Raw genomic sequence first — 24816 nt, 5'->3', positions numbered from 1 at the left:
TGGTTATGGGTAAAAAAGATATCGAAACTAGGGCCGATGTGTTCTTATTGGTTTCATCATTCTATAAAAAAGTTAGAAAAGATGCTGTTTTAGGACCGTTTTTTAACGACGTGATTAAAGATTGGGACGAACATTTAGATAAACTCACCACCTTTTGGGAGTCGAGTTTATTTATGACCAGAAGGTTGGAAAAGAAATACAAAGGCAATCCTTTGGAAGCCCACGTAAAAGTTGATAGAGCGAATAATAACAGCATTTCAGAACTGCATTTCGGACTTTGGTTAAACTTGTGGTTTCAAACGATTGACGAACTTTTTGAAGGCGATTATGCAGAAAACGCCAAACGTCGCGCCCGAAAAATGGGCACGTTTTTATACTTAAAAATCTTTGAAGCGAGGCAATCTAAGTAATTGGTTTCGGCTCGGTCTAAACAGGAAATGGATTTTAACAAATTCAGGTTTAAACTTTCAAGTTTTAACATATCAAAATCAACTTAAATCATTAAATTTGCACGACCTAAAAAAAGGTAGTTATTATGCAAAATAAACTCGCCAAAATTCTTTTCTCAACTCGACTTACTGCTGTTTTATTTTTAGCCTTTGCGGCTGCCATGGCAATTGGAACATTTTTAGATGCTGGACAAGACACATCGCCAACACCTTACACCCGGAATTTAATTTACAACACCTGGTGGTTTGAAGCCATTATGGTGTTTTTTGTAATTAATTTTACAGGAAATATTTTCCGTTTCAGACTGTATAAAAAAGAAAAATGGGCAACTTTAATATTGCACTTATCATTCATTTTTATATTGTTGGGCGCATTCATTACACGTTACGTGAGTTTTGAAGGTATGATGGCCATTAGGGAAGGCGCCACCGAAAACACTTTTTTATCTCAAAAAACATACATTACTACATACATTGATGGCGATTTTGTGGTTAATGGGCAAAATCAAAGACGCGTTTTGGAATCTGAAGTCGATTTTTCCAAACGAATGGAAAACAAGTTTAGGGTAACTACCGATTACAATAACCAGCCCGTAACTATTGAGTTGGAAAAATTTATCGCTGGTGCTGAAGAGGATATTATTCCTGATGAAAACGGAGAGGAATATTTAAAACTGGTTGAAGCTGGTGGGAACGGTTCCCATAATCACTTTTTAAAAGTTGGGGAAGTTGCAAATGTGCACAACATATTAATTGCCCTTAACAAACCTACCAGTGGTGCTATAAATATAACCTCAACTGAAGATGGTTTAACTATTCAATCACCTTTTGAGGGCAGTTATTTAACCATGGCAACTCAAGCCGAGGGCGAAGTGATAAAAGATAGTATTCAACCTTTAGTGTTGCGGTCGCTTTATAAAATCGGTAACATGCAAATGGTATTTCCAAAACCCGTTATAAAAGGTGTTTTTGATGTGGTTCAAAAATCGGAAATACTTAAAAACGACAGTGATGGTGTGGTGCTAAAAGTTACGGCAAATAACGAAACCAAAACCGTTGGGTTAATAGGTGGAAAGGGTACTAACAGCGCCTTTAAACAAATACAGGTTGGTGGTTTGGATTTTGCTTTTAAATACGGATCGAAAGTATTGGAACTGCCATTTCATATAAAATTAAACGATTTTGAAGCCGAACGTTACCCGGGAACAGATAATGGCTATTCTGCTTTTTCCAGTCAAGTAACGGTTATAGACGAAGGGCAAGACGATTTTGATTATAAAATATATATGAACCATATTTTAGACCATCGCGGGTATCGATTCTTTCAATCTAGTTTTGATCCCGATGAAAAGGGAACAATCTTATCGGTAAACCATGATTATTGGGGAACTTTGCTTACTTACTTTGGTTATTTTATGCTCTATTTTGGTATGTTGGCCATTTTGTTTGTTAAAGGGTCGCGTTTTGGCGATTTAAAAAAGCAACTCAATAAAGTAAAAGCTAAAAAAGCAAAAGCGCTTTCAATAGTATTGTTGTGTTTTGGGTTGAACGCGTTTTCGCAGCAGCACTCTGAAAACGATGGCCACGATCATTCCAAACCTGCAAAAGCCCAAATAGATTCTATTTTAAAAGCGAACATCACACCTAAGGCTCAAGCCGATGAATTTGGGCATTTAGTGATTCAAGACCTTAGCGGACGTATGATGCCCGTTAATACATACGCCTCGGAAATGCTTCGTAAATTAAGTAAAAACGATACTTACGAAGGTTTTGATGCCAACCAAGTATTGTTGTCCATTCAAGAAAGTCCGTTGCTTTGGTACAACGTACCAATCATTTATATAAAACCTAAAAAAGGCGATTCCATTAGGAGTTTATTAGGTATTCAAAAGGAAGAAAAATATGCAACACTAGCCGATTTTTTCACAATGAGAGGCGAGTATAAATTAGCGCCTTATCTTGAAGAAGCCTACAAAGCTCCGGTGCCAAATGGCTATCAAAAAGAATTTAAGGAAACCGACCAACGTGTTAGTTTATTGTATAATGCCGTTGAAGGGATGTCGTTGAAAATATTTCCTATTCCAAATGATTATAATAACAAATGGATTTCGGCTTACGATTACAGAACTGATAAAGAAGTAAAAGATAAAATTGAAGATTCGCTTTACGGAAATTTTATTAAAAACGGCTTTAGAGCCTATTTGTTTACGCTCAATAAATCGAAACAATCCGGTGATTTCTCTGAAGCTTCAAAACTTTTAGAAGCCTTTAAAAAGACACAGCACCAATATGGCGCTGATGTTATGCTGAGCGATAAAAAGATAAACACCGAGGTTTTATACAATAAATACGATATTTTTAAGAAGCTATACAGTTGGTACATGTACGCGGGAACGCTACTGTTTATAGTATTGATTGTTCAAATATTTAAAGAAAAGAGCAAGGGGATAAACATAACCATAAACACCTTAAAATTTGTAATTCTCGGTTTGTTTTTATTGCATACAGCAGGTTTGATTGCGCGTTGGTACATCTCTGGGCATGCGCCGTGGAGTGATGCTTACGAGTCTATGATTTACGTGGCTTGGGCAACCATGTTTTTTGGTTTGGCCTTTGGTAGAAAAAGTGATTTAACCATAGCCGCAACAGCTTTTGTAACAGCTATGATTTTAATGATTGCGCATTGGAATTGGATGGATCCAGCCATTGCCAATTTACAACCGGTTCTTAATAGTTATTGGTTGATGATTCATGTTTCTATTATTGTTGGAAGCTATGGGCCCTTTGCATTGGGGATGATTTTAGGTGTGGTATCATTATTATTGATGATTTTCACCACCAAAGAAAACAAAACCAAAATGGATTTAAACATTAAAGAGCTTACCATAATTAACGAAATGGCTTTAACCGTAGGTTTGGTAATGCTAACTATTGGCAACTTTTTAGGCGGTATGTGGGCTAACGAAAGCTGGGGGCGCTATTGGGGTTGGGACCCAAAGGAAACATGGGCGCTTATTAGCATTATGGTTTATGCTTTTGTAATACACATGCGATTGATTCCTGGGTTGCGCGGACGCTGGTTTTTTAACTTAATGTCTATCGTGGCGTTTTCCAGTATTTTAATGACTTACTTTGGAGTGAATTTCTATTTGGCAGGATTGCATTCTTACGCGAGTGGCGACCAAATAGTAAGTGTTAAGTTTATATTAATAGCTTGTGCTATTGTGGCTGTTTTAGGGTTTTTTGCTTATCGCGGCTATGCGAAGCATTATAAGAAATAAATTCCTGCGAAAGCAGGAATCTGTTTGTTTGAAATGTTTTGGCATCCGTTCAACTTCTTAGTGTAGAATTTTAAGCTTGTTTTTTAAAATTTACAAGTTGATTTTCCTTTTTGTTATGGGTTTCTTTTAAACGCTAAACTTAGCGGATTTGAAAGTTTAATACTGCTAGATTACGGTATATTGCGGATTTGCCCGCGTTAGGGATTGAGGCATTTGTTGGAGCTCGCCGACGCAGGAGGAAGCGACTGCCGAAAGCCCGACCCCTCGGGGTAACGCCCTAATTATTAATTTCCTATTAATCTTAAAACAAAACCGTAGCCAAGTCCGAATAAAATGGCGAGTCCAAAACTTAACAAACTGCCTATGAGTATGTATTCGGTTAGTTTTCGGTCTTTAGCTTTTGATAGATCGCCAAAGCGAAACACCGATTTTGCGGCCAGTAAAAAGCCAATGCCTTCCCAGTGTTGTGTGACGATAAAGGCGAAAACAAACAGGCGTTCCAGCATGCCAATGTATGCACCGGCGTTTTCTAAGGATTCTTCGTTGCTATCTTCTTTTAAATACCATTTTGATATGATGGTTCTCATAATTATGGACGATACCACGGTTACGCCCAACAAACTTGTTATTAGCAATAAAAAGGCGGGATGGTAAAATGCGTCTATGGTAAATTGATAAGGCTCGTAAATGCTAACTACCAAGGCGATTATTATGAAATGGGCGAGTTGGTCTAGGCCAAAAAGCAACCTGTTATTGAGTATTTGTTTTAGGTGAAGCTTTATGACATCGATAAGATAATGTGAGATTAGAATAATTAAAATACCCAACCAATAACTAAAATTGGCTTGCAATACTAAAATTAAAGCGCCCAAATGCACTAAAATATGCCAGTACAGGAATTTGGATTTGTGTTTGTGTGTTTCTTTATGGGTTACCCATTTTTGGGGCTGCAATAAAAAATCGCCTATAAAGTGCGCCAATATTAGTTTTATAAATAGTGCTAACATAAGTGTTGTATTTGGGATTTGTAATAGTGCAATAGCTTAGAGATTTCATCGTAACCTGCGCGTTTAAGGCCTTGGCTAATATTGCCTTGGGTTCTGTCTAAAATTTCTGCCAATTGATTTTGGTTTAAGTCTGGGTTTTCTAAAGTGGTTTTTACAAGAATTGCCGAGGTGCTTGTCCAATTATTTATAATTAATTGCGCAAGCTCTAGCATGATGTTTATGGTGGTGTCAAACTCATCAAAAGGTGATTTTATTGCGAGCGTTGTTTTTTTAAGTGATTCAAAACACTCACCGGAGTTTACAAAAGCACTGCCGTTAGATTCCGTAATTTTATCAGATTTATAGGTTTTGTCACCAATGCCAATGGCTAATCTTACATCAATATTTTCAAATTGTTTTATGGTTGCTTTAATTAAAACACAAGCTTTTAATGCGTTTTTTGGATCGATTTCTAATTGAAAACTGTCGCCCCTGTATATTTCCCATGTTAAAGGCGAATTGCCATAATTATTCAAAATAGTTTTAAGTGCCTGTAACCACAATTTTGGAGAGCTCTTTTTTGAATTTATAATATCGCCTGTTATTATACTTGTCATAGGTTTAGTAAAATATATAATTCAAATGTATACATTTTTATTCAAGAAAACAAAATTATTAGCTATTAAACTAATAATTGAAAATATTAGCCTTAAGACTAATAATATGAAATATCATTTGTTTTGCAGATAATCCAAAACATCTACTTTAAAGAAGGCATTGCTATATGCATACACGAAACAAAAATATGATTTGCTTTTTTTCGAACTCAGTTTAAAACAAATACCTTTGCACAATAATTTTTAAAAAGAATAAAATGAAGTTATTTAAGGAATTTAAAGAGTTTGCCGTAAAGGGGAACATGATGGATATGGCCATAGGTATTATAATTGGTGCCGCTTTTAATAAAGTGGTTGACGTATTGGTGAAAAAGGTGTTTTTGCCACCATTATCCTTATTGACCGATGGTGTAAATTTTCATGAAAAACGCATTATACTTCGAGATGCGGTTGAAAAAGCAGACGGCACGATTCTTAAAAACGAAGTGGCCATAGGTTACGGTGCTTTGGGCGAGGCTTTTATCGATTTTATTATTATAGGATTTACGGTATTTATTGTGGTTAAGTTTATGAATAGATTGCGCAATAAAGCACACGATGCAAAAGATAAAACCGTAACAACGCCCAAAGACATTGAGTTGCTATCAAAACTTACCGATTTAATGGAAGAACAGAATACGTTGTTAAAATCGAAAAAGTAAACATGGCAAAAACAGGACGTGATAAAAACACTAAAAATAAGGCGAAACATTCTAAGTTAATGGCTCAGAAAAAGAATAAGAAGAAAGCCGAAGAAGCTTTGCGAAAAGAGAGATTAAAAGCTATTGTTAAAAAGGCTAATGAAAACCCTAAATAACAACTGTTGTTAAGGTCTTTTTACGAAAAGTCATTTTTACGTTAATTCCAAACCAAAAGCGATACAAACTCTCGATTTGTTAAGCAAGCTAATCTTAAAATACTATATATATGTTTATCTTTGATACTTTATATAGATTAGAGTAATTTTTTAAGAATAAATTTTAAATCAACGTATTATTTAAATTAAAATCCATGAGAACATTTGTATTATTATTTTGGCTTTTCTTAAGCGGCCTCGTAGTTCAAGGGCAAGAATTAATGACTCCAGAGCGCCTGTGGCAGGTAGAACGCCTAAGTGTTTTAGGTTTAAACGGTCAAGGTGATGAATTGTTTTATCGCGTAAGCACCCCAAATATGGCAACCAATGGGTTCGATTATAGCTATTATAAAATAGCCATAAAAGGGGGAGAGGCTGAAAAAATAACTAAAGAAGATGTTGCTGTTGCAGATAAAAACACATCGCCCGATGGTCAATATCACATGTTTGATAAACCGGTTGCAATCGAAGCGATACACAGTAAGGATGTGTATCAATCTTTACCAAAGTCCGATGCCTACATTTTTACCGATTTGGATAACAGACATTGGGATACTTGGAACGACGGAAATTACAATCACGTATTCTACAAAGAAAAAAACGCATCTGATGAGCAGGCTATCGATATTATGCCCAACGAACCTTATTACAGTCCGCAACGTCCTTTTGGAGGCGACGAGGATTATATTTGGGCTCCGGACAGCAAAAGCATTTATTACGTGAGTAAAAAATTAAAAGGAAAAGCCTACGCTACAAGTACGAATACCGATATTTATAAATACGACTTAGCTACGAAAACAACCACCAATATCACGGAAAAAAATCTTGGATACGATGTAAGTCCGAATTTCTCAAGTTTAGGCGCATTAGCGTGGTTGCAAATGAAAACGGAAGGCTACGAAAGCGACAAAAACGATATTGTAGTTTTAGAAAACGGCGTTGAGCAAAACCTAACGGCACAGTGGGATGGCACGGTAAGAAGCTATAAGTGGAGTAACGATGGTAAACACATTTATTTTACCGCTCCGGTAGATGGTACCATCCAATTATTTGTGGTTAATTATCCGGGTAAAAAACGCATCGCACCAACGGTAAAGCAATTGTCTGAAGGTCGTTTTGATGTGACTGGCATTATTTCTGAAACCAAGAACGAACTTTTAGTGACACGCACCGATATGAATCATGCCGCTGAGGTTTTTAGTTTTGATTTGAAGAAGAAAACTTTCAATCAAATTACAAATGTTAATACCGATTTTTACAGTAAAATCGATATGCCAAAAATCGAAAAGCGCTATGTCACCACAACCGATAATAAGCAAATGTTGGTTTGGGTTATTTTACCTTCAAATTTTGATGCTTCAAAAAAATACCCAACTTTATTATATGCACAAGGTGGTCCACAATCGCCTTTGTCGCAGTTCTATTCTTACCGTTGGAATTTTCAACTTATGGCTTCACAAGGCTATATTATTGTTGCTCCAAACCGCCGGGGCATGCCAGGGCATGGCGTAGAGTGGAATGCAGCAATTAGCAAAGATTGGGGCGGACAGGTAATTGACGATTATTTAAGTGCCATTGATGATCTTGCCAAGGAACCTTATATTGATAACGACAGACTAGGCGCCATTGGCGCCAGTTTTGGTGGGTATTCTGTGTTTTATTTAGCCGGCATGCACAACAAACGCTTTAAAACCTTTATTTCGCACGATGGGGTTTTCGATAACCGAACCATGTACGGCACAACCGAGGAACTGTTTTTTGTAAATCACGATTGGGGAGGCAGTTATTGGGACAAAGACAATGCAGTAGCCCAAAAGGCTTATAATGAATTTAATCCCATTAATATGGTCTCAAAATGGGACACACCTATATTGATTATTCAAGGAGGTAAAGATTACCGCGTGCCTATCGAGCAAGGTTTAGCCGCATTTCAAGCGGCACAATTGATGGATATAAAAAGTAAATTACTTTATTTTCCTGATGAAAATCACTGGATTCTTAATCCACAGAATGCCATTGTTTGGCAAACAGAATTCTTTAAGTGGTTGAAGGAAACATTATAAATTTAAAAGAGGCCGTCTAAAAAGTCTTTTGAATTAAATTTGTCAGGTTGAGCTTGTCGAAACCGATCTTGATTATCAAAAAGTAAAATATTTCGATAAGTTCAATATGACATAGAATTTGACATTTTAGATAGCCTCATGTTTTTAACACCAAAGTGATTTTTTGCTCGACAGAAATTAAAATATACTTTTTATTTCTGAAAACCGAATCTCGTTGAAATCGCTAATCACCTTATTAGCGGTTGAATAATCTTGATTTTTAGAATGTTTACTGTCATATCCAACACAAAAAATATGGGCAGCATTGGCGGCTTTTATCCCATTGGTAGAATCTTCGATAACCATACAATTCTCGCGTTCAAAACCCGAAGCTTTAGCGGCATTAATAAAAATTTCAGGGTGTGGTTTTGAGGCTTTTAAATCGGCACCACTAAGTTTATCTATAAAATAAGGATCCAGGTTAAACCGTGTAAAAATCCTATTGATATTAGGCATCGATGCCGAAGAGGCCAATACTAATTTTAAGCCATTTTCATGGTAATCTTTAATCAATTCCAAAACACCTTCAATCAATTGAAAGCTATCATCATTATCAAATAAGTATTTAAAGTGCCTTCGTTTGATGGCAACTAATTCTTCCGGACTTTCATTAAGATTAAAAGTATCGCGCAACGTTTGGCAAATAGGTAAGGTGGCTTGACCGGTAAACGATTGGTAAAGCGTATCAGATACCTCAATATTTACATCATTAAACATGTTTTGATAGGCCTTGTGGTGCAAGGGCTCGCTATCAACAATTACACCGTCCATATCAAAAATAACAGCTTTTAACATATCGAAAAAATTTTGGCGAAGATATGCCATATAGCACAAATTCCCTAGGTGCATTTTGTAGTTTTAAATTAATTTATAATATTTGCGGTCTTATGATTGCATAATTTGACTTCCGATCTGTACCGAGATTCACTCGAACCAAAAAATCACTAAGCGCAAATAGCTGTGTTTAGTTAAGTCTATATTTTATATTTTTTCAAAATGCAATCCAATAAAATTTCACTAAAACAATTCATCCAATATTTTAAAATAGCCGTTACGGGCAAAGACCAGGAATTTACTTCTGGCAGTATACGTAAGGCGGTTTTTATGCTGTCTATTCCCATGATTTTGGAAATGCTCATGGAATCCATTTTTGCGATAGTCGATATTATGTACGTATCGCAAGTAAGTGTAAATGCCGTGGCAACCATAGGTTTAACCGAGTCTGTTATTACTTTGGTTTACGCCGTTGCCATAGGTTTAAGTATGGCGGCAACGGCAGTTGTGGCGAGACGTGTTGGCGAAACCGATATAAAAGGCGCATCTAACGCGGCCGTTCAAGTTATATTTTTGGGTGTATTTGTGGCCGCCATTATTAGCGTAATCGGCATCATTTACCCTAAAGAAATATTGAGCTTAATGGGAGCAGAACCCGACCTTATTGCCGAAGGTTATGGCTATACCCAAGTGCTTTTGGGCGGTAATGTAACCATTATGTTGCTGTTTTTAATCAACGCTATTTTTAGGGGTGCGGGCGATGCATCGGTAGCGATGTGGACGCTTATTTTATCAAACGGATTGAATATTATTTTAGACCCGATATTTATTTTTGGATTCGGGCCCGTACCGGCTTACGGTGTTGAAGGTGCCGCTATTGCCACAACCATTGGTCGTGGTACCGCAGTGGTTTTTCAATTGGTTATTTTGTTTTACGGTTACAGTAAAATTAAAATCGGGGTTAAAGATTTAATCCTTCGCGCTGGTGTGATGCTGAATTTAATAAAGGTATCATTGGGCGGTATTGGTCAGTTTTTAATCGGCACATCGTCCTGGGTGTTTTTAATGAGGATTATGAGTGAATTTGGCAGCGAAGTTTTAGCGGGTTACACCATTGCCATTCGTGTTATGATGTTTACATTAATGCCAGCATGGGGCATGAGTAATGCTGCTGCCACTTTGGTAGGGCAAAATTTAGGGGCCAAACAACCGGAACGTGCCGAACAATCCGTTTGGAAAACAGGAAAATATTCCGCTATTTTTATGGGTATTGTATCTGTAATTTATTTGGTGTTTGCGCCAGAGATTATTGTGCTGTTTAATGCCACGCCAGATGTTGTAAAATATGGTAGTTTATGCTTGCGTGTTATAGCTGCCGGTTATATTTTTTACGGTTACGGCATGGTGGTTATCAACGCATTTAATGGTGCGGGCGACACTAAAACGCCTACCTATATTAACTTTGTGTGCTTCTGGTTGTTGCAATTGCCGTTTGCTTATGTTATTGCAATTACACTAGATTTTGGACCTGCAGGCGTGTTTTGGGCAATCACTTTGGCTGAGGTTTTAATAGCCATTATTGCTATTATTTGGTTTAAAAAAGGGCATTGGAAAAGGGTAGAGGTGTAAGGGTTACAACCAACCACTTATAACATTACCTTTTTGTATTGGGATAAGTGACCGAATTTTTTTTCCAGAAAGGCGAACATATAACAGCTCATTATTAGCATATTTAACCACATATATTTTAGATGGTTTGATGCCTGTAGTAATCTTAGATACATCTGCCCATTCCGATACCGCATCTTTATATTTTAATACTTTATAAGGGCCTAGTGATATATTGGTTCGAATCAAATTAAATAGTGGTGAATACGCAGATTTTAAATTGTCTTTACTGGCTTCATCAGGATAATCAAAGTAATCAGTGAGGACACTATCTACATCAGTGCTATCTAATGAAGTGTGAAAAGCATTAATTTGATCGGCTTTATTAGAACAAGAAACCATAAGCAGTATTATTGTTAATTTTATTATATCCTTGATGTGTCTCATTTTTACTCTAATTTAAAAGTCGTTTTAGTTTTGTTATTATCTCAAATCTTCACCTAAATTACCGGGACTTGATGCTGTACCTGAGAAAGTGGTATCTTCAAATGGAGGTGTATAGGTCCAAGTGGCTTGCGTATCCGGAACATCTATCCCAGCGGCCTTGGCTGTTTGAATTGCGAAATCGGCACAATTATAATCGTTTGCATGATACTTCTTTTTGCTTGTGCGTATAGACTCCATGTAGTCTTTGGCCTTGATGAAATTTTCCTGTATGACTTCATAGGTTTTTGATACTTCGTAATTATTATCGACTATTCTATGAGTATCATCAGAGATATGACCACCAACTTCAAGAGTATGACGTCCTGGAGTGACCTCTGGATAAAAGCCCAGAGTTATGGCATTTTTCACACCATTGGCATCTTCGGTTTCAAGCTTCACGAATGCATGTCCGGTATCTAATCCACCAAGCCCAAACTCATACATACTTCTATTACCACCTCCTCCTGGTTGGTCTACATAGATTGTAATAGTATATTTTACAATTTCTACGGTAGTTTCGTCTTCGCCTTCTTCTTCACCTTCACCTTCGTCATCAACTCTAATATTTTCCATTATTATTTCAATATCTTCAGCCTCAATAGGTCTTTTAAAAAAACCTTTTGTTTTCTTACACCCATTAATGCTTACCATTAGAATTAAGAGTAACCAAACGACTCTAAAACGATTGGAAAAATTCATTAGCTTCTAGTTAAGATATTATTCATTACTCAGTTGATTAATACTTTAAAGTTAACTAATTTTTTAAAACTTAGTTCTTTCAGTTTTTAAAAGTTATCTCCAAACGCTTTTAGCTTGGTTTTGTTTTGTAAATTAGAAATCAAAAATATAATGACCCTGGGCAAATCCAAAAAAGGGTATTAATACCATTCTAACACATACAGTAAGAAGTGTCTTACAACCAATTTAAAGGTTCTGTCTCTACATTTTATATGAGTTAGTCTTACGAAGTTTACGGTTACGGCATGGTGGTTATCAACGCATTTAATGGAGCGGGCGATACTAAAACGCCTACTTATATTAACTTTGTGTGCTTTTGGTTGTTGCAATTTCCGTTTGCTTATGTTATGGCAATTACGCTAGATTTGGGACCTGCAGGCGTGTTTTGGGCAATCACTTTGGCTGAGGTTTTAATAGCTATTATTGCTATTATTTGGTTTAAAAAAGGGCATTGGAAAAAGGTAGATGTGTAAAATAGAAATTGTAAAATGAAAATAGGAAAGCCATTTAATACACTTAATAAATCTGAGTATATTCATTATCTGGATAATTATAAAAAATATTCCGATTTTAATACCTTGGGATTGTATCGATCGCTTTGCGAAAACGAAAAACTTAATACTAATGATAGGATAGAAATTAGAGATTATGCCAATCAGTTTTTTGGAAAGACATTTCAGTTTTATCAATTAAAAGACCCTTTAACATATTTTAGTTTAATTACTTTAGGCAAGGAAATGACGGTTGCTGACGAGGGTAAAATTTGGGAAGACATAAAGAAAAACCAGCAAAATATTTTATCTGAAAAAAGAATTAATCACAGGAATTTTGGGGATTATTCAAAGCACAATTGTGGTTATGATGACTGTCGTTATAACGGATTAATGATCAAACAAGGTTCTGCACTAACCGAAAAATCGATACATTTTAATTCTGATAAAAATAGTTTTGAAGCAAAAAACAAATCTGAAAGGATTAAAAAACAAAGAAAAAATAGTTCAAAAATAATTAAAGACGAGTTAGACGATTTAAATTTATAATTATCAAAGCAAATCCAAAGTTCCATCCAAAGAATAAACACAAATCGGGATACGATTTAGAAGCTTTATGCGAATCACACTCAGCATTAAAAGCGTTTGTATTTGTAAATAAACACGAAACCAAAACCATAGATTTTGCAAATCCCAAAGCAGTAAAAGCATTAAATACGGCTTTATTGAAACACCATTACAATATTATTTTTTGGGATTTTCCAGACACCAATTTATGTCCGCCAATTCCCGGTCGTGTGGATTATATTCACCATTTATCCGATTTGCTTAAAGCTTCAAACATAAATGAGGACATTAGTGTTTTGGATATTGGTACCGGTGCCACGGCCATTTATCCTATTTTGGGCGTTGCCGAATATAACTGGCATTTTGTCGCCACAGATATTGATAAATCCTCAATTAAAACGGCTCAAAAAATTATAGATAAAAACGAATTAAACCATAAAATTCAGTTTCGACATCAAACTAATACTTCGAAAATATTTAATGGAATTGTTAATAAAGACGATAGGTTTTCAGCGTCAATATGCAATCCGCCTTTTTATAAATCGGAAGCCGAAGCTTTAGAAGCCACAACAAGAAAACTTAAAGGATTAAATAGAGCAGAAGAAACGATTGTTAGAAATTTTGCTGGCACACATAACGAACTTTGGTACAGCGGCGGCGAAAAAGCGTTTATCCACAATTATTTATATGAAAGTTCTTTATTTAAAACGCAATGTACATGGTTTACCACGTTAGTATCTAAAAAAGATTTAGTAAAAGGAATGTACGCCTCTTTAAAAAAATTAGGAGCAACCGATATTAAAACCATTAGTATGGGACAGGGCCATAAAATTTCCAGAATTGTGGCTTGGACTTTTAAAAAATAGGTAATATGGCGCGGTGTTTTTAGGCCGTGGCAAGCTGCTCAAGATTAGCTTTTGTTCTTCCTAAAATCTGTTTTAAAAAACATGCCAACTTGTATCCTGTGTAAGTTTGCTTTGCTGGACGTGTTTCTATTCATATAACCCAACTGTATGTTCTGGGATTTTGAAAAGTTAAAACCTAATCCCGTATAAAATCTGTTTTCTGGCGTGTTGCTAAACTTGGGCGTGAGTAAAAGTTCGTTGGATATACGAACAAATACAGACTTGTTTAAGTCGAATTTAGTACCGAGCCTGTAGCGCAACCTTGCTGCTTTTGGTTTAGAATTGTGTTTTCTGAAGAAACGATGCTCGACTCGTAGTCTATGATCTAGTGGAATTTTACTTAATTTATGTTTAAATGTAATTTGTTCGGTTATGCGGCTTTCGTAAGTATGAGGTGAACTCATGTTTATGTTGCCATCAAAATCCGAATAGCCCAAATACATGGTTGCCGTTAATTTGGGGGTAAAATGATAATTGTAACCTAACTTGAACAAAAGGAAATTGAAATTATCATTAAGCTCATAAAGCCATAATTGGGTATAGGTATCGATACTTGCTTTATCTGAAATTTTGTGATTGCTTCCTAACTCGTACCAAGTTCCTAGTTTATCTTCTGGATTTATTTGGGCATAACTAAAGTTGAAAACCATTAAAAGGCTTAATAAAAGTAATAGTTTTTTCATTTTTCAAATTTAAAATTTTATGATGTATTGGCAAGTAAAAGGAGCTCAAAAAAAGAGCTCCTTTTATGCTTAAATAAGAACCTATTAAAAGTGTTCGTTTAATTGGTGATGTTGATCAATTAGCGGTCCACCTTCAATAATTTGATCAGAGGCTTGTGCAGCAAATTTCTCAAAGTTTAAATGGAATGAGTGTGCTAAATGAATAGCTTTGCCCACATAAGCGCCTTTTTGTAACCATGTGTTCATCGGGTCTAAAATCTCTGATGGTACACCTGGGCAATATTTTGGCATGTGTAAGCCAAAAATAAAGTTTTGGTCGTAATCTACATTATCTAATTCTCCGTTAAGAATAGCCGTAATCATAGCTCTTGTATATTTTAATTTTATACGAGAACCAACACCATAAGGTCCCGCGCTCCATCCTGTATTGATTAACCAAACATTAACCCCGGCTTCTGTCATTTTTTTACTTAGCATTTCGCCGTAAACAGTGGGATGTAATGGCATAAATGGTTCGCCAAAACAAGCTGAGAACGATGGAACGGGTTCTGTAATGCCAGCCTCGGTTCCTGCCACTTTTGCGGTGTATCCAGAAATAAAGTGGTAAGCCGCTTGACCTGGAGTTAATTTAGATACCGGAGGCAGTACGCCAAAAGCATCACAGGTTAAAAAGAAGATGTTTTTTGGGTTGTTCGCGTAAAGCGTTTCCTGAATATTATCGATGTGATAAATGGGGTAGCTTACACGCGTGTTTTGTGTGATGCTACTATCTTCATAATCAGGTTCGCCATTATCTTTAAATATCACGTTTTCAAGTAAAGCACCTGGTTTAACGGCTCTAAAAATGTCTGGTTCTTTTTCTTCGGTAAGGTCGATTACCTTGGCATAACATCCGCCTTCAAAATTAAAGATGGTATTGTCTTTTGTCCAACCGTGCTCATCGTCACCAATTAATTTACGTTCCGGATCAGCCGATAAAGTGGTTTTTCCTGTGCCTGACAATCCGAAGAAAATAGCGGTGTCTCCCTTTTTACCTACGTTTGCAGAACAGTGCATTGGCAGTACGTTGTGTTCGGTTGGTAAAATTAAATTTAATGCAGAGAAAATACCTTTTTTCATTTCGCCTGTATAGGCAGATCCACCAACTAAAGCTATTTTTTGTGTAAAGTTTAGTATTGAAAAGTTACCTTGACGGATACCAAAAGCTTTGGGGTCTGGGCACACATAACCCGGTGCACAAAGAATCAACCAATCTTCTTCAAAGTTTTCCAGCTCTTTTAAACTGGGTCTTAAAAACATATTGTACACAAATAGGTTAGACCACGGTAATTCGGTTACCGTTCTAATATTGGTTCTAAACTCTGGCTCTGCACATACGTAACCATCTCTGGCGTAAATTTCTTTTCCGGATAGGTATTTGATTATTTCGTTTTTAAGCTTGTCGAAATTTTCAGGAGATACTGGTTTATTGGTTTTTCCCCACCATACTTTATCTTCTGTATAATCGTCTTTTACTAAAAAACGATCTTGAGGCGACCGACCGGTAAATTTACCAGTATTTATAGCAAGTGTTCCGTTTGCTGTTTCTTTCCCCATACCTTTTTCAACAGTAATTTTTTGAAGTTCTTCTGGTGATAAGTTCCAGTTTACTGTTACATCTTTTAGGCCGTACCTTTCTAGGTTTTTGTCGTTTTGAACTGTTCCTGCTGTTTTCATTTTTAATCGATTTAAAGGTTCCTACTAATAATTTATTTATTTTAAAATGGCCAAATAATTGGCACGAGTATCATCGATATTATAAAGAACACCAAAAGTAATGGGGCACCAACTTTCAGGTAATTCATAAATTTATAGCCACCTGCTGTCATTACCATAGCGTTTGTTGTGGTACCAATTGGTGTTAAAAACGCTGTTGATGCACTTATGGCAACCACAATCATAAACGGTTCTGGCGATAGGTTTAAAGAGCTAGCTGCTAAAATGGCTATAGGCGCCATTAATACAGCTGTTGCTGAGTTGTTTATAACTTGACTAAACGTGGTGGTTAGTAAAAACACACCGCCTAACAGTAGTACCGGATGAATTGCGCCTAAATAATCTACCAGTCCATTGGCAATAATTTGCGCGGTTCCTGTTTTTTGCAATGCGATGCCCATGGGTATCATGGCCGCAATCATTACAACGCTTGTCCAACTAATGCCTTTATAGGCTTTGGTTATTGGAACGCATCCCGTTAGTAAAATAATACCTGCAGAAATTAATGCTGCAATGGAGCCCGGTACAATTTTAAATACCATAAACACAATCATAAGTGTTAATGAGCCTAGAGCGATATAGGATTTTGTGCTTAAACGTTCCACGTTTTTTGCCATACCTTCCGGACTACCGATAATAACTAGGTTTTCGTGTTGTTTTTTTAAATCGTCAATATGTTCCCAAGTGCCTCGTATTAAAAAGGCGTCACCAGCTTTTACGGTAATTTCTTTTTCCTCTAAAGGCTTGTTGTTTCTTGATGCTGCCAAAAGCTGAATACCGTAGCGTTTAAAATAATCGCCTAATTTATATTGTCTACCTACGAGTATGGAATTTGGGTTTACAATCACTTCGGTCATGCCCACCTCTTGATTAATAAGGTTGTTTTTCAATTCGTCGGTAATAGGTTCTAGCGGTAAAAGCCCTAACCTGAAAGTAATCATCAGCTTATTAATAGCTTCGGTTTCGCCTTTTACGGTAATAATATCGTGATAGCGTAATTCGGTCTCGGTATCTGGAAACTCTTCAAATTGAGGAATCCCTTTTAATACATTTGGGTGTCTTCTTTTTAATCGAATAACAGACACGTTATAATCTTTTTCTAAATGCCAATCTTCTAATTTTGTGTTTATAAGTGGCGATAAAGAGCGTATACGCAAGCGGTAATAGCCGCTATCTATTTTATAAGCTTCAATCCAATTGTGTAAAGTAGATTCAATATTTACGGGTTTGTTGTTTGTTTTGTTTTTGGGTAAAAGTTTGTAGCCTATGTATCTAAAGTACACCAATGCTATTAAAAGTAGCGGTAAGCCGATTAAAGCAAATTCAAAGAATGAAAACCCTTCAAAACCAGCTTCTATTAAGGCGTTACTGGCAATAATGTTTGGAGGTGTTCCGGTTAAGGTTAACAACCCGCCCGTGTTCGACCCAAAAGCAACGGGCATTAACATTTTTGAGGGTAGGGTACCAATGCTCCAAGCCGATGAAATGGTTAAAGGCATTAAAGTAGCCACGGTACCCGTGTTGCTAACAAACCCCGATAACACACCAGCCCCAAGCGTTACAATAACGAGTAATTTAGGAACACTTTTTCCTGCCCACTCCACAAACTTTTTACCGGCCATGGCCGTCCAACCGGTTTGTGCAATACCTTCGCCAATTATAAATAATGCCGCAATCATAATAACCGTTGGGTTACTAAACCCGCTTAGGGTTTCGGTAGCATCTAAAATGCCAGTTAAAAACAAACTTATCATGGATATTAGAGCGACGATATCTGGAGTAAATTTGCCCCAAACAAAAAGTGCGATGGTAATGGTTAATATGATGAGCATTAAATAGATCATACGATGTAATTCTTTTTTGGTTTTGGTACGTTTCCTCGTGCCTTAATGATTGTAGTATAAAATTACGGTAGATATACGTTTAGAATTATGACTAATGTCATGCTTTTGCCAGAGTGGTTATTTTTCAATTATTGTTATATTTATCAAACAAAAGCCATGAATAGTGTTTACGAAGACGTTTTCGTAATAGTGGGTTTTGTGGATTTGCTAATTTTTATTGAATAATTAGATTTAATTATTTAAAAAAATGAATAAAAATTGAGAAAATAACAATCTTAAAAAGCTATTTTTGACTTTTTAAGATTAATAAATTTAACGATGAAATTAGATATTTTAGCCATTGGTGCGCATCCGGATGATGTTGAATTGGGTTGCGGTGCTACTCTGGCAAAAGAAATTGCCCTCGGTAAAAAGGTGGGTATTTTAGACCTCACAAAAGGCGAATTGGGAACCCGTGGAACGGCAGAAACAAGAGCGACCGAAGCTAAAAATGCTGCTGAAATTTTGGGTATTTCCGTAAGGGAAAACCTTGGGTTTGCGGATGGTTTTTTTGTAAATGATAAACAGCATCAGCTTGAAATTATTAAAATGATTCGTAAATACAAGCCAGAACTTGTGATATGCAATGCGATTGATGATAGGCACATTGACCACGGTAAAGGCAGTAAATTAGTAAGCGATGCTTGTTTTTTAAGCGGTTTGATAAAAATTGAGACTACCGTTGATGGCAATGTACAAAGTCCGTGGCGACCAAAACAAGTGTATCATTATATACAATGGAAAAATTTAGAACCTGATTTGGTTGTTGATGTCTCTAATTATATGGAGGTAAAAATGAAAGCGGTTATGGCCTATAAAACACAGTTTTATGATGCCTCGAGCAAAGAACCTGAAACACCAATATCCAGTAAAAACTTTACCGATAGTATTAATTACAGGGCCAAGGATTTAGGGCGTTTGGTTGGCGTTGAATATGCCGAAGGCTTTACCGTGGATAGGTACATTGCCGTGGATAGTTTGTTTGATTTGAAATGAAAATTATTCTTAAAAAAACACAGAAATACTTTGCAGTAAATACTAAATAATATACATTTGCAAACGCATTACAAAATGCACATTATAGGGTAGCTTTATTTATTAATAAAAGCTTTCCTTTTACAAAACTTTTTTAAAGTTTTAAAATAAAACACTTGGCGCTGTTCTTTCTTTTGGTTGGAGCGCTCCTTTTGTAAAAACTTTTTTAAAGTTTTATATAAAAAACACATGGTGGTTGTAGCTCAGTTGGTTAGAGCATTGGTTTGTGGTACCAAGGGTCGCCGGTTCGAATCCGGTCTTCCACCCAAAAAGCAAAAGCCTTTCAAGATATTGAAAGGCTTTTTTTGTGGGTTTAAATTTGTTTGTTTTAAATCAATTTAATGTTTTTAGTAGTTTAGTTTATAGCCATGTTATTTTCAAACCTGTTTTACGCTTTATTTCTTTCAAGCTTTCCGGTGTCTCAAATCCTAAAACTGCATTTTGTCCGCCAGTATCAAAGTATGTATATCTTCCCTTTGACTTATTTTTTTTGGTTAATTCAACAATTTTTGAAAACAAATCAACGTCAACCCAATCATTATCAATCTTTAAATCCCATTTATAATCTTTTCCAGAGACGGTAAATGAAATCCAAGCTTTTTCTTCTTCTATATCAACATAATCTTTGATATTTTCAAAAATTAATTCACCTCTAGTAATTCGTTCGAGGTTTTTAATGATATCAACATACGAACCATGATCTTCAATAGCTTCAGTATCAAAATCCCAACATCTATTAGTTAAAGGTTTCCATGGCTCCCTTTCTATTGTTTGACCAAGAGTCATATACATTAAGGAAAAGGGTTCGTCAATAAAATCTTGTTTATCCCATCTTTCCAGATCTGATTTGTTTGTTTCTTCGTTTAATTTGAAACCTAAATCTTTAAAAATTTGAAATTGTTCTTCAAAAGGAGGATTTTTTGGTGCTGAATTATTCTTACAACCTAAAAGAGCTAAGATTCCCATAAATAATATTCTTTTCATTATTATATAATAGCTGGGTTATTTAATATACTAAGATTCAGCAATTACGATGCTTTTAAATCCACCTTTACCCGTTCATCCCGATTAGCCAGTTCCCAAGCGGTATAGAAAATAAGTTGGGTGCGCGTTTCTAAAAATTCGTAGTTTATTTTATCTGGTGTGTCCGAAGGGCGGTGGTAATCGGCATGTGTACCATTAAAATAAAAGATAACGGGCACATTGTTTTTTGCAAAATTGTAATGGTCAGATCGGTAATAAAAACGGTTGGGGTCGTTTTCATCGTTATACGTATAGTCTAATTCCAGGTTTACATATTTTTTGTTAACGGCTTCCGAAACCTCGTGCAATTCTTGGCTCAGTTTGTCCGAACCAATCAAGTACAGATAATTATCTCCGTTTTCGTGTTTTGGGTCTACGCGCCCAATCATATCTATATTTAAATTAGCTACGGTATTTGCTAAGGGAAAAACAGGGTCGACATCGGTATAATAACGCGAACCGAACAAGCCAATTTCTTCACCGGTTACATGTAAAAAAAGAATAGAACGCTTGGGCCCGTTACCATCTTTTTCGGCTATTTTAAAAGCTTCGGCAATTTCTAAAATGGCGACGGTACCAGAACCGTCGTCGTCTGCTCCGTTATTTATCGCGCCATCGGACGATATACCAATATGATCCAAATGAGCCGATATTACAATAACTTCGTCCGGTTTTTCAGAGCCTTTTATAAAAGCCAATACATTTTCAGAAGCTTTGGCTCTACCGTTAAAATAGGATTCCGGAATGTCTTGAAAATAATCACCGTCTGCTATTGGCGATGGAATCTTATTGTCCACATAGTGTTTTTTAATAAATTCGATAGCTTTTTTTTGCCCGGGCTCACCGGTTTCCCTGCCCTCAAATTCATCTGAGGCATAGGTGTAAAGCATTTCTTTTAACTCACTTTGGGTAATGGTTTTTGCATAGTCCGTAACGTCTTTTTTTTCTTTTTTGTTGTGAGAACTGCTACAAGAAGCTAATAAAATAGCTGCGCACAAAAGGAATCCTAATTTTTTCATGTTTAATAATTATGTATAAATTTTCGTGTAAATATATTACAAATAAAAGAGAATAAATATAATGGGTAATTATACTTATTTTAAGAAAACACTGTCTTCGTCATTGGTAATGCGATGCTCTTGATTGGCCAGTTGCCAAGCCGTTGCGAAAATGAGTTTGGTACGTGTTTCCAGCAAGCTGTAATCTATTTTTTCGGGTGTATCGGTAACTTCGTGGTAATCGTCGTGTTCGCCGTTAAAATAGAAAATAACGGGAATATCGTGCTTTGCAAAACTGTAATGGTCCGATCGTTTGTAGTAATTGTTTCTTTGGCCTTCAACATTATATTTATAATCTAGGTTCATGTTAAAATAAGAGTCATTCACTTTTTCTGAGGTATAATGCAACTCTTTGCTCAATCTGTCCGAACCAATTAAATAGATATAGTTTTTATTGATTAAATGCGCATCGTCAACTCGACCAATCATATCGATATTGAGGTTTGCAACGGTGTTTTCCAAAGGGAATACGGGATTTTGTGTGTAAAATTCGGAGCCTCTTTTGCCTATTTCTTCGGCTGTAAAATGAATAAACAACAAGCTTCTTTTGGGCACATTGCCATCTTTTTTTGCTAAATTAAATGCTTGGGCAATTTCCATGATAGCCACATTTCCAGAGCCGTCATCGTCCGCACCATTATATATTTCACCGTTTTCTGAAACGCCTAAATGATCGAGATGCGCAGAAATAATGATGACTTCTTCGGATTTTTCCGAACCTTTAACGTAAGCCATAACATTTTCTGAAGCTTTAATTTCATTGGACAAAAAACTAGATGGGATTGTTTGATAATAGTTAGAGCCGCCCAATGGAGACCCTATATTTTCATTTTGATAATAGGATTTAAGAAATTGAGCCGCTTTTTTCTGGCCTGCTTCACCCACTTTTCGGCCTTTAAATTCATCCGAAGCAAATTTATATAAATGGGTGCTCAGCTCTTTTTTTGTTATCGTATTCGCATAATTTACGGCAAGCGTACTATCTGCCAGCTTAATACTGCTTTTAAGGTTTTCAATTTTTGTGGAGTATTTAGTCGTAGCACAGGTCCCAACAAGGGTAAACGTAATAAGTATGCAAAAAGCTTTCATGTGTGTAAATTACTTCTTTAATAATCACATGTAACTTGCATTTAATCCTTCTCTTGGGGCGAGAAAATTTTTAGTATGCTCGTTTCATTTTTTAAAATTGGTTGCAAATATATAATAAAAGAAGTAATTGTTTATTCTTCAATGTTGATATCTTCAATTTCAATGTCATCAATATCCAATTCATTCAGCTCTTCAATAGCTTCTTCTTCAGACTTTATTTCCTTGTTCTCTAAAGTCTCTGTATTGGTCACTTCATTGGTGTTGTACAGCGATTTATAAGTAGTAATTGCCAGCGCTATTATGGTAAGTAAAAAAGTGAATTGGATAATTTTTTTTACTTCGCCTGTTTTTTTTGAAAGATAAAATGCAATTAATCCACAAACCAGAGCGATAATAGATGGTATTATGGCCAAATTTGAAAGTGGTAAAACAGCTAGTATAACGGCTAAAACCGAAGCTATAATAGCTAAAATTGTAAGAATGTTTTTCATATGATTAATGTTTTAAACCCGTTGCGGATGTTATTTTTAATTCGCCATTCCCCACGGGGATTTTAAATTTTCCGTAAACGGGAATTTTATTTTCATCGGCTGTAAGCCATAAAAAGTTGCTGTTTTTTCCTTTTAAAACATCTGTTTCACTAGAGCCAATGGCTATCTTGTAACAGGTTTTATTTCCAATGGCGGTTGATATGGTTTCTTTCCCCAAATAGGTTATTTGTCCTTTAAATTCTGCTCTGTCAAAAATAACAGTTAGCGATTTGCTGGTTCCAACCGGCATGTTTTTATAATCGAATAACCGTACTTTGTACAGTGCGGTAACAATATCAATTGTTCCCGAATTTATGGCAATATCTTTATTTTCTTCGTAGTCGTTTTTCTTTTTTAATTGCGATTTAACCGTATTGTTTTTGTGGCTAAACGTATATTTCATGAACTTGTAGTAGTTGCCTTCGTTAATATCGCGTTTGTATAAATATGGCGTTAATGTTGTAGGGCTAACATAGCTTTCGTATAAATCTCTAATCTTAAAAAAATTGTCCCATTTGCTATAAGTTGCCGCTGTGCATTTTAATCTGAGCAAGGTTGCTTTTGCAGTTTTAACACTGTTGGTTTCCATGGTAACCTCGGCTATATCGGTTAAAATACCCGACATATTATAGGTTGCGGTAAATGTGATTTTTTCGCCGGCTGCTATGGCATTGTTCTGTGCGTTTAAGCTGAAAGATAGAAGATATAAAACGAAGAAAAATCTATGAATCATAAATAAAATTTTAATGCCTATAACGTTTTATGTAGCATTTATTATGCCGAAAAATACAATGCTTTATAATATTATGCTAATTTTTTTATGGGATAAAAACGTAACATACTATACAACTGATAATTGTCATAGTTTTAATTTTATACCCATCCTATATTTACATTGTAATCCATTTTATATTCTTATGAAAACCATATTATTGCCTACAGATTTTTCTAAAAATTCAATAAATGCCATTGATTATGCCGTTGCATTGTTTAAAGATATTGAGTGTAGTTTTTACTTGCTGAACGTCCAAAAGGCATCCGCTTTTATTTCGGATGATATGATGGTGGTGTCCTCATCAGCAACCATTTATAAAACCTTGATAGATGCTGCCAAAAAATCTATTTCAAATATAATTTCCGATATCGAAAAAAAACACCATAATAAAAAGCATCAGTTTCACTCTGTGGTAGATTATGACAATTTTATCGATGCCATAAATCAGGTCTCCAAAGCATATGACGTCGATTTAATAGTTATGGGCACCAAAGGTGCTTCGGGATTGGAAAAAATAATTTTTGGCAGCAACACGGTTCGGGTTATACAGCGTTGCAACATGCCCGTGCTTGCTGTTCCGGACGGATGTAAATTTAAAGGCATAAATAAAATTGCCTTTGCCACCACAAATTTAAAGCTCTTTAATAAAAGCGAATTTAAACCATTAAAAGAGATATTAGCATTAGAAAACTCAAAATTGGATATTCTTCACCTTGCCGATCAAGACCATTTGGCTTATAATGCCAGTGATAATATGGGTTTCTTTAATGCCGATTTTAAAAATGCCAAACACGAATTTATCGATACTTCAACCAGCGAAATGTATAATACCGTACATAAGTATATTACGGACAATCATATTAAAATACTGGCCATGATGAATAAAAAACACTCCTTCTTAGAGCGTTTATTTACAAGACACAATGTTGAAACATTCGCCTTTAATATCGATGTTCCGTTTTTGGTAATGCAGTATACATAGCCTAGTTTTCTTAAATCTAACTGGAGGTTCTTTTAAAATTGGTTTGCGTCCAATACTAATACTTGGTGCCAAAATAATTTAATAAGAAGTTGTAACATTTCTTT

The 24816-nt window shown here is 35.8% G+C and carries 23 protein-coding genes, 1 tRNA gene and 1 pseudogene; 12 read left to right on the top strand and 13 right to left on the bottom strand.

From position 1 onward, the window contains the following. Nucleotides 1–5: 5 nt before the first annotated feature. Together ACN5J7_RS14145 and ccsA are read left to right on the top strand one after the other, a co-directional pair. Nucleotides 6–410 (top strand): group III truncated hemoglobin, encoded by a 405-nt coding sequence (locus tag ACN5J7_RS14145; protein ID WP_418604401.1) that lies wholly within the window; start codon nt 6–8, stop codon nt 408–410. Nucleotides 411–535: 125 nt separating this feature from the next. Further along, a complete protein-coding gene (gene ccsA / locus ACN5J7_RS14140; protein ID WP_418604400.1) occupies nt 536–3730 on the top strand; it encodes a cytochrome c biogenesis protein CcsA in 3195 nt (1064 codons plus the stop codon). A gap of 284 nt (nt 3731–4014) precedes the next feature. On the opposite strand, the gene ACN5J7_RS14135 is transcribed toward ccsA, so the two are convergent. Next, nucleotides 4015–4737, bottom strand: a complete 723-nt coding sequence (locus ACN5J7_RS14135) for a DUF3307 domain-containing protein (RefSeq protein ID WP_418604399.1) — start codon at nt 4735–4737, stop codon at nt 4015–4017. Further along, complete coding sequence (locus ACN5J7_RS14130) at nt 4731–5333, bottom strand: SatD family protein (RefSeq protein WP_418604398.1); 603 nt, start codon at nt 5331–5333, stop codon at nt 4731–4733. The genes ACN5J7_RS14135 and ACN5J7_RS14130 overlap by 7 nt, the downstream gene beginning before the upstream one ends. A gap of 257 nt (nt 5334–5590) precedes the next feature. Here ACN5J7_RS14130 and mscL point away from each other — a divergent pair, with 257 nt between their 5' ends. From mscL to ACN5J7_RS14115, 3 genes are all read left to right on the top strand, one after another. Further along, nucleotides 5591–6034 carry a large conductance mechanosensitive channel protein MscL gene (gene mscL / locus ACN5J7_RS14125; RefSeq protein WP_311938932.1) on the top strand — a complete coding sequence of 148 codons (444 nt, stop codon included), beginning with the start codon at nt 5591–5593 and terminating at the stop codon, nt 6032–6034. Nucleotides 6035–6036: 2 nt separating this feature from the next. After that, on the top strand, nt 6037–6189 hold the full coding sequence (locus tag ACN5J7_RS14120; protein ID WP_311938930.1) for a hypothetical protein: 153 nt from the start codon (nt 6037–6039) through the stop codon (nt 6187–6189). Nucleotides 6190–6383: 194 nt separating this feature from the next. Further along, nucleotides 6384–8291: a S9 family peptidase gene (locus ACN5J7_RS14115; protein ID WP_418604397.1), complete on the top strand. Its 1908-nt coding sequence runs from the start codon at nt 6384–6386 to the stop codon at nt 8289–8291. A 177-nt stretch (nt 8292–8468) separates the two neighbouring features. On the opposite strand, the gene ACN5J7_RS14110 is transcribed toward ACN5J7_RS14115, so the two are convergent. Further along, entirely contained in the window at nt 8469–9125 is a 657-nt protein-coding gene (locus tag ACN5J7_RS14110) for an HAD family hydrolase (RefSeq protein ID WP_418604396.1), read from the bottom strand. A gap of 201 nt (nt 9126–9326) precedes the next feature. On the opposite strand from ACN5J7_RS14110, the gene ACN5J7_RS14105 reads away from it, so the two are divergent. Further along, the gene (locus ACN5J7_RS14105; RefSeq protein ID WP_418604395.1) at nt 9327–10733 is read left to right on the top strand and encodes an MATE family efflux transporter; all 1407 of its coding nucleotides are present in this window, start codon (nt 9327–9329) and stop codon (nt 10731–10733) included. 3 nt (nt 10734–10736) lie between these two features. Here ACN5J7_RS14105 and ACN5J7_RS14100 read toward each other — a convergent pair whose 3' ends face one another. Together ACN5J7_RS14100 and ACN5J7_RS14095 are read right to left on the bottom strand one after the other, a co-directional pair. Further along, nucleotides 10737–11159 (bottom strand): hypothetical protein, encoded by a 423-nt coding sequence (locus ACN5J7_RS14100; protein WP_418604394.1) that lies wholly within the window; start codon nt 11157–11159, stop codon nt 10737–10739. A gap of 36 nt (nt 11160–11195) precedes the next feature. Beyond that, nucleotides 11196–11897: a hypothetical protein gene (locus tag ACN5J7_RS14095; protein ID WP_418604393.1), complete on the bottom strand. Its 702-nt coding sequence runs from the start codon at nt 11895–11897 to the stop codon at nt 11196–11198. A gap of 281 nt (nt 11898–12178) precedes the next feature. Between ACN5J7_RS14095 and ACN5J7_RS14090 the strand changes: the two are divergent. The 3 genes and pseudogenes from ACN5J7_RS14090 to rlmF form a co-directional block, all read left to right on the top strand. Further along, a pseudogene (locus ACN5J7_RS14090) lies at nt 12179–12409 on the top strand (MATE family efflux transporter); the annotation flags it as partial. A 15-nt stretch (nt 12410–12424) separates the two neighbouring features. Next, nucleotides 12425–12976, top strand: coding sequence for a hypothetical protein (locus ACN5J7_RS14085; RefSeq protein ID WP_418604392.1), 552 nt, complete (start codon nt 12425–12427; stop codon nt 12974–12976). After that, nucleotides 12973–13860: a 23S rRNA (adenine(1618)-N(6))-methyltransferase RlmF gene (gene rlmF / locus ACN5J7_RS14080; RefSeq protein WP_418604442.1), complete on the top strand. Its 888-nt coding sequence runs from the start codon at nt 12973–12975 to the stop codon at nt 13858–13860. The genes ACN5J7_RS14085 and rlmF overlap by 4 nt, the downstream gene beginning before the upstream one ends. A gap of 44 nt (nt 13861–13904) precedes the next feature. Here the strand turns inward: rlmF and ACN5J7_RS14075 are convergent, their stop codons facing one another. The 3 genes from ACN5J7_RS14075 to ACN5J7_RS14065 form a co-directional block, all read right to left on the bottom strand. Further along, nucleotides 13905–14582 carry a DUF2490 domain-containing protein gene (locus tag ACN5J7_RS14075; protein WP_418604391.1) on the bottom strand — a complete coding sequence of 226 codons (678 nt, stop codon included), beginning with the start codon at nt 14580–14582 and terminating at the stop codon, nt 13905–13907. 84 nt (nt 14583–14666) lie between these two features. Continuing rightward, complete coding sequence (gene pckA, locus ACN5J7_RS14070) at nt 14667–16298, bottom strand: phosphoenolpyruvate carboxykinase (ATP) (protein ID WP_311938921.1); 1632 nt, start codon at nt 16296–16298, stop codon at nt 14667–14669. 41 nt (nt 16299–16339) lie between these two features. Next, nucleotides 16340–18181 carry an SLC13 family permease gene (locus ACN5J7_RS14065; RefSeq protein WP_418604390.1) on the bottom strand — a complete coding sequence of 614 codons (1842 nt, stop codon included), beginning with the start codon at nt 18179–18181 and terminating at the stop codon, nt 16340–16342. A 318-nt stretch (nt 18182–18499) separates the two neighbouring features. On the opposite strand from ACN5J7_RS14065, the gene bshB1 reads away from it, so the two are divergent. Beyond that, nucleotides 18500–19216: a bacillithiol biosynthesis deacetylase BshB1 gene (gene bshB1, locus ACN5J7_RS14060; RefSeq protein WP_418604389.1), complete on the top strand. Its 717-nt coding sequence runs from the start codon at nt 18500–18502 to the stop codon at nt 19214–19216. A gap of 230 nt (nt 19217–19446) precedes the next feature. Next, nucleotides 19447–19522 (top strand) — tRNA-His (locus ACN5J7_RS14055). Between the two features lie 93 nt (nt 19523–19615). On the opposite strand, the gene ACN5J7_RS14050 is transcribed toward ACN5J7_RS14055, so the two are convergent. From ACN5J7_RS14050 to ACN5J7_RS14030, 5 genes are all read right to left on the bottom strand, one after another. After that, nucleotides 19616–20239, bottom strand: coding sequence for a hypothetical protein (locus ACN5J7_RS14050; RefSeq protein WP_418604388.1), 624 nt, complete (start codon nt 20237–20239; stop codon nt 19616–19618). Nucleotides 20240–20283: 44 nt separating this feature from the next. Beyond that, a complete protein-coding gene (locus ACN5J7_RS14045; RefSeq protein ID WP_418604387.1) occupies nt 20284–21297 on the bottom strand; it encodes a M28 family metallopeptidase in 1014 nt (337 codons plus the stop codon). A gap of 75 nt (nt 21298–21372) precedes the next feature. Continuing rightward, a complete protein-coding gene (locus ACN5J7_RS14040; protein WP_418604386.1) occupies nt 21373–22425 on the bottom strand; it encodes a M28 family peptidase in 1053 nt (350 codons plus the stop codon). Nucleotides 22426–22556: 131 nt separating this feature from the next. Then, complete coding sequence (locus tag ACN5J7_RS14035; RefSeq protein ID WP_311938909.1) at nt 22557–22916, bottom strand: FUSC family protein; 360 nt, start codon at nt 22914–22916, stop codon at nt 22557–22559. A 4-nt stretch (nt 22917–22920) separates the two neighbouring features. Continuing rightward, the gene (locus ACN5J7_RS14030; RefSeq protein ID WP_418604385.1) at nt 22921–23688 is read right to left on the bottom strand and encodes a DUF3108 domain-containing protein; all 768 of its coding nucleotides are present in this window, start codon (nt 23686–23688) and stop codon (nt 22921–22923) included. Between the two features lie 184 nt (nt 23689–23872). Here ACN5J7_RS14030 and ACN5J7_RS14025 point away from each other — a divergent pair, with 184 nt between their 5' ends. Continuing rightward, the gene (locus ACN5J7_RS14025) at nt 23873–24712 is read left to right on the top strand and encodes a universal stress protein (RefSeq protein WP_418604384.1); all 840 of its coding nucleotides are present in this window, start codon (nt 23873–23875) and stop codon (nt 24710–24712) included. The last annotated feature ends 104 nt before the right edge of the window (nt 24713–24816 follow it).

It is taken from the genome of Hwangdonia sp. (assembly GCF_048381975.1).
Taxonomy (GTDB): Bacteria; Bacteroidota; Bacteroidia; order Flavobacteriales; family Flavobacteriaceae; genus Hwangdonia; species Hwangdonia seohaensis.
This window is presented reverse-complemented; position numbering and strand designations above follow the sequence as displayed.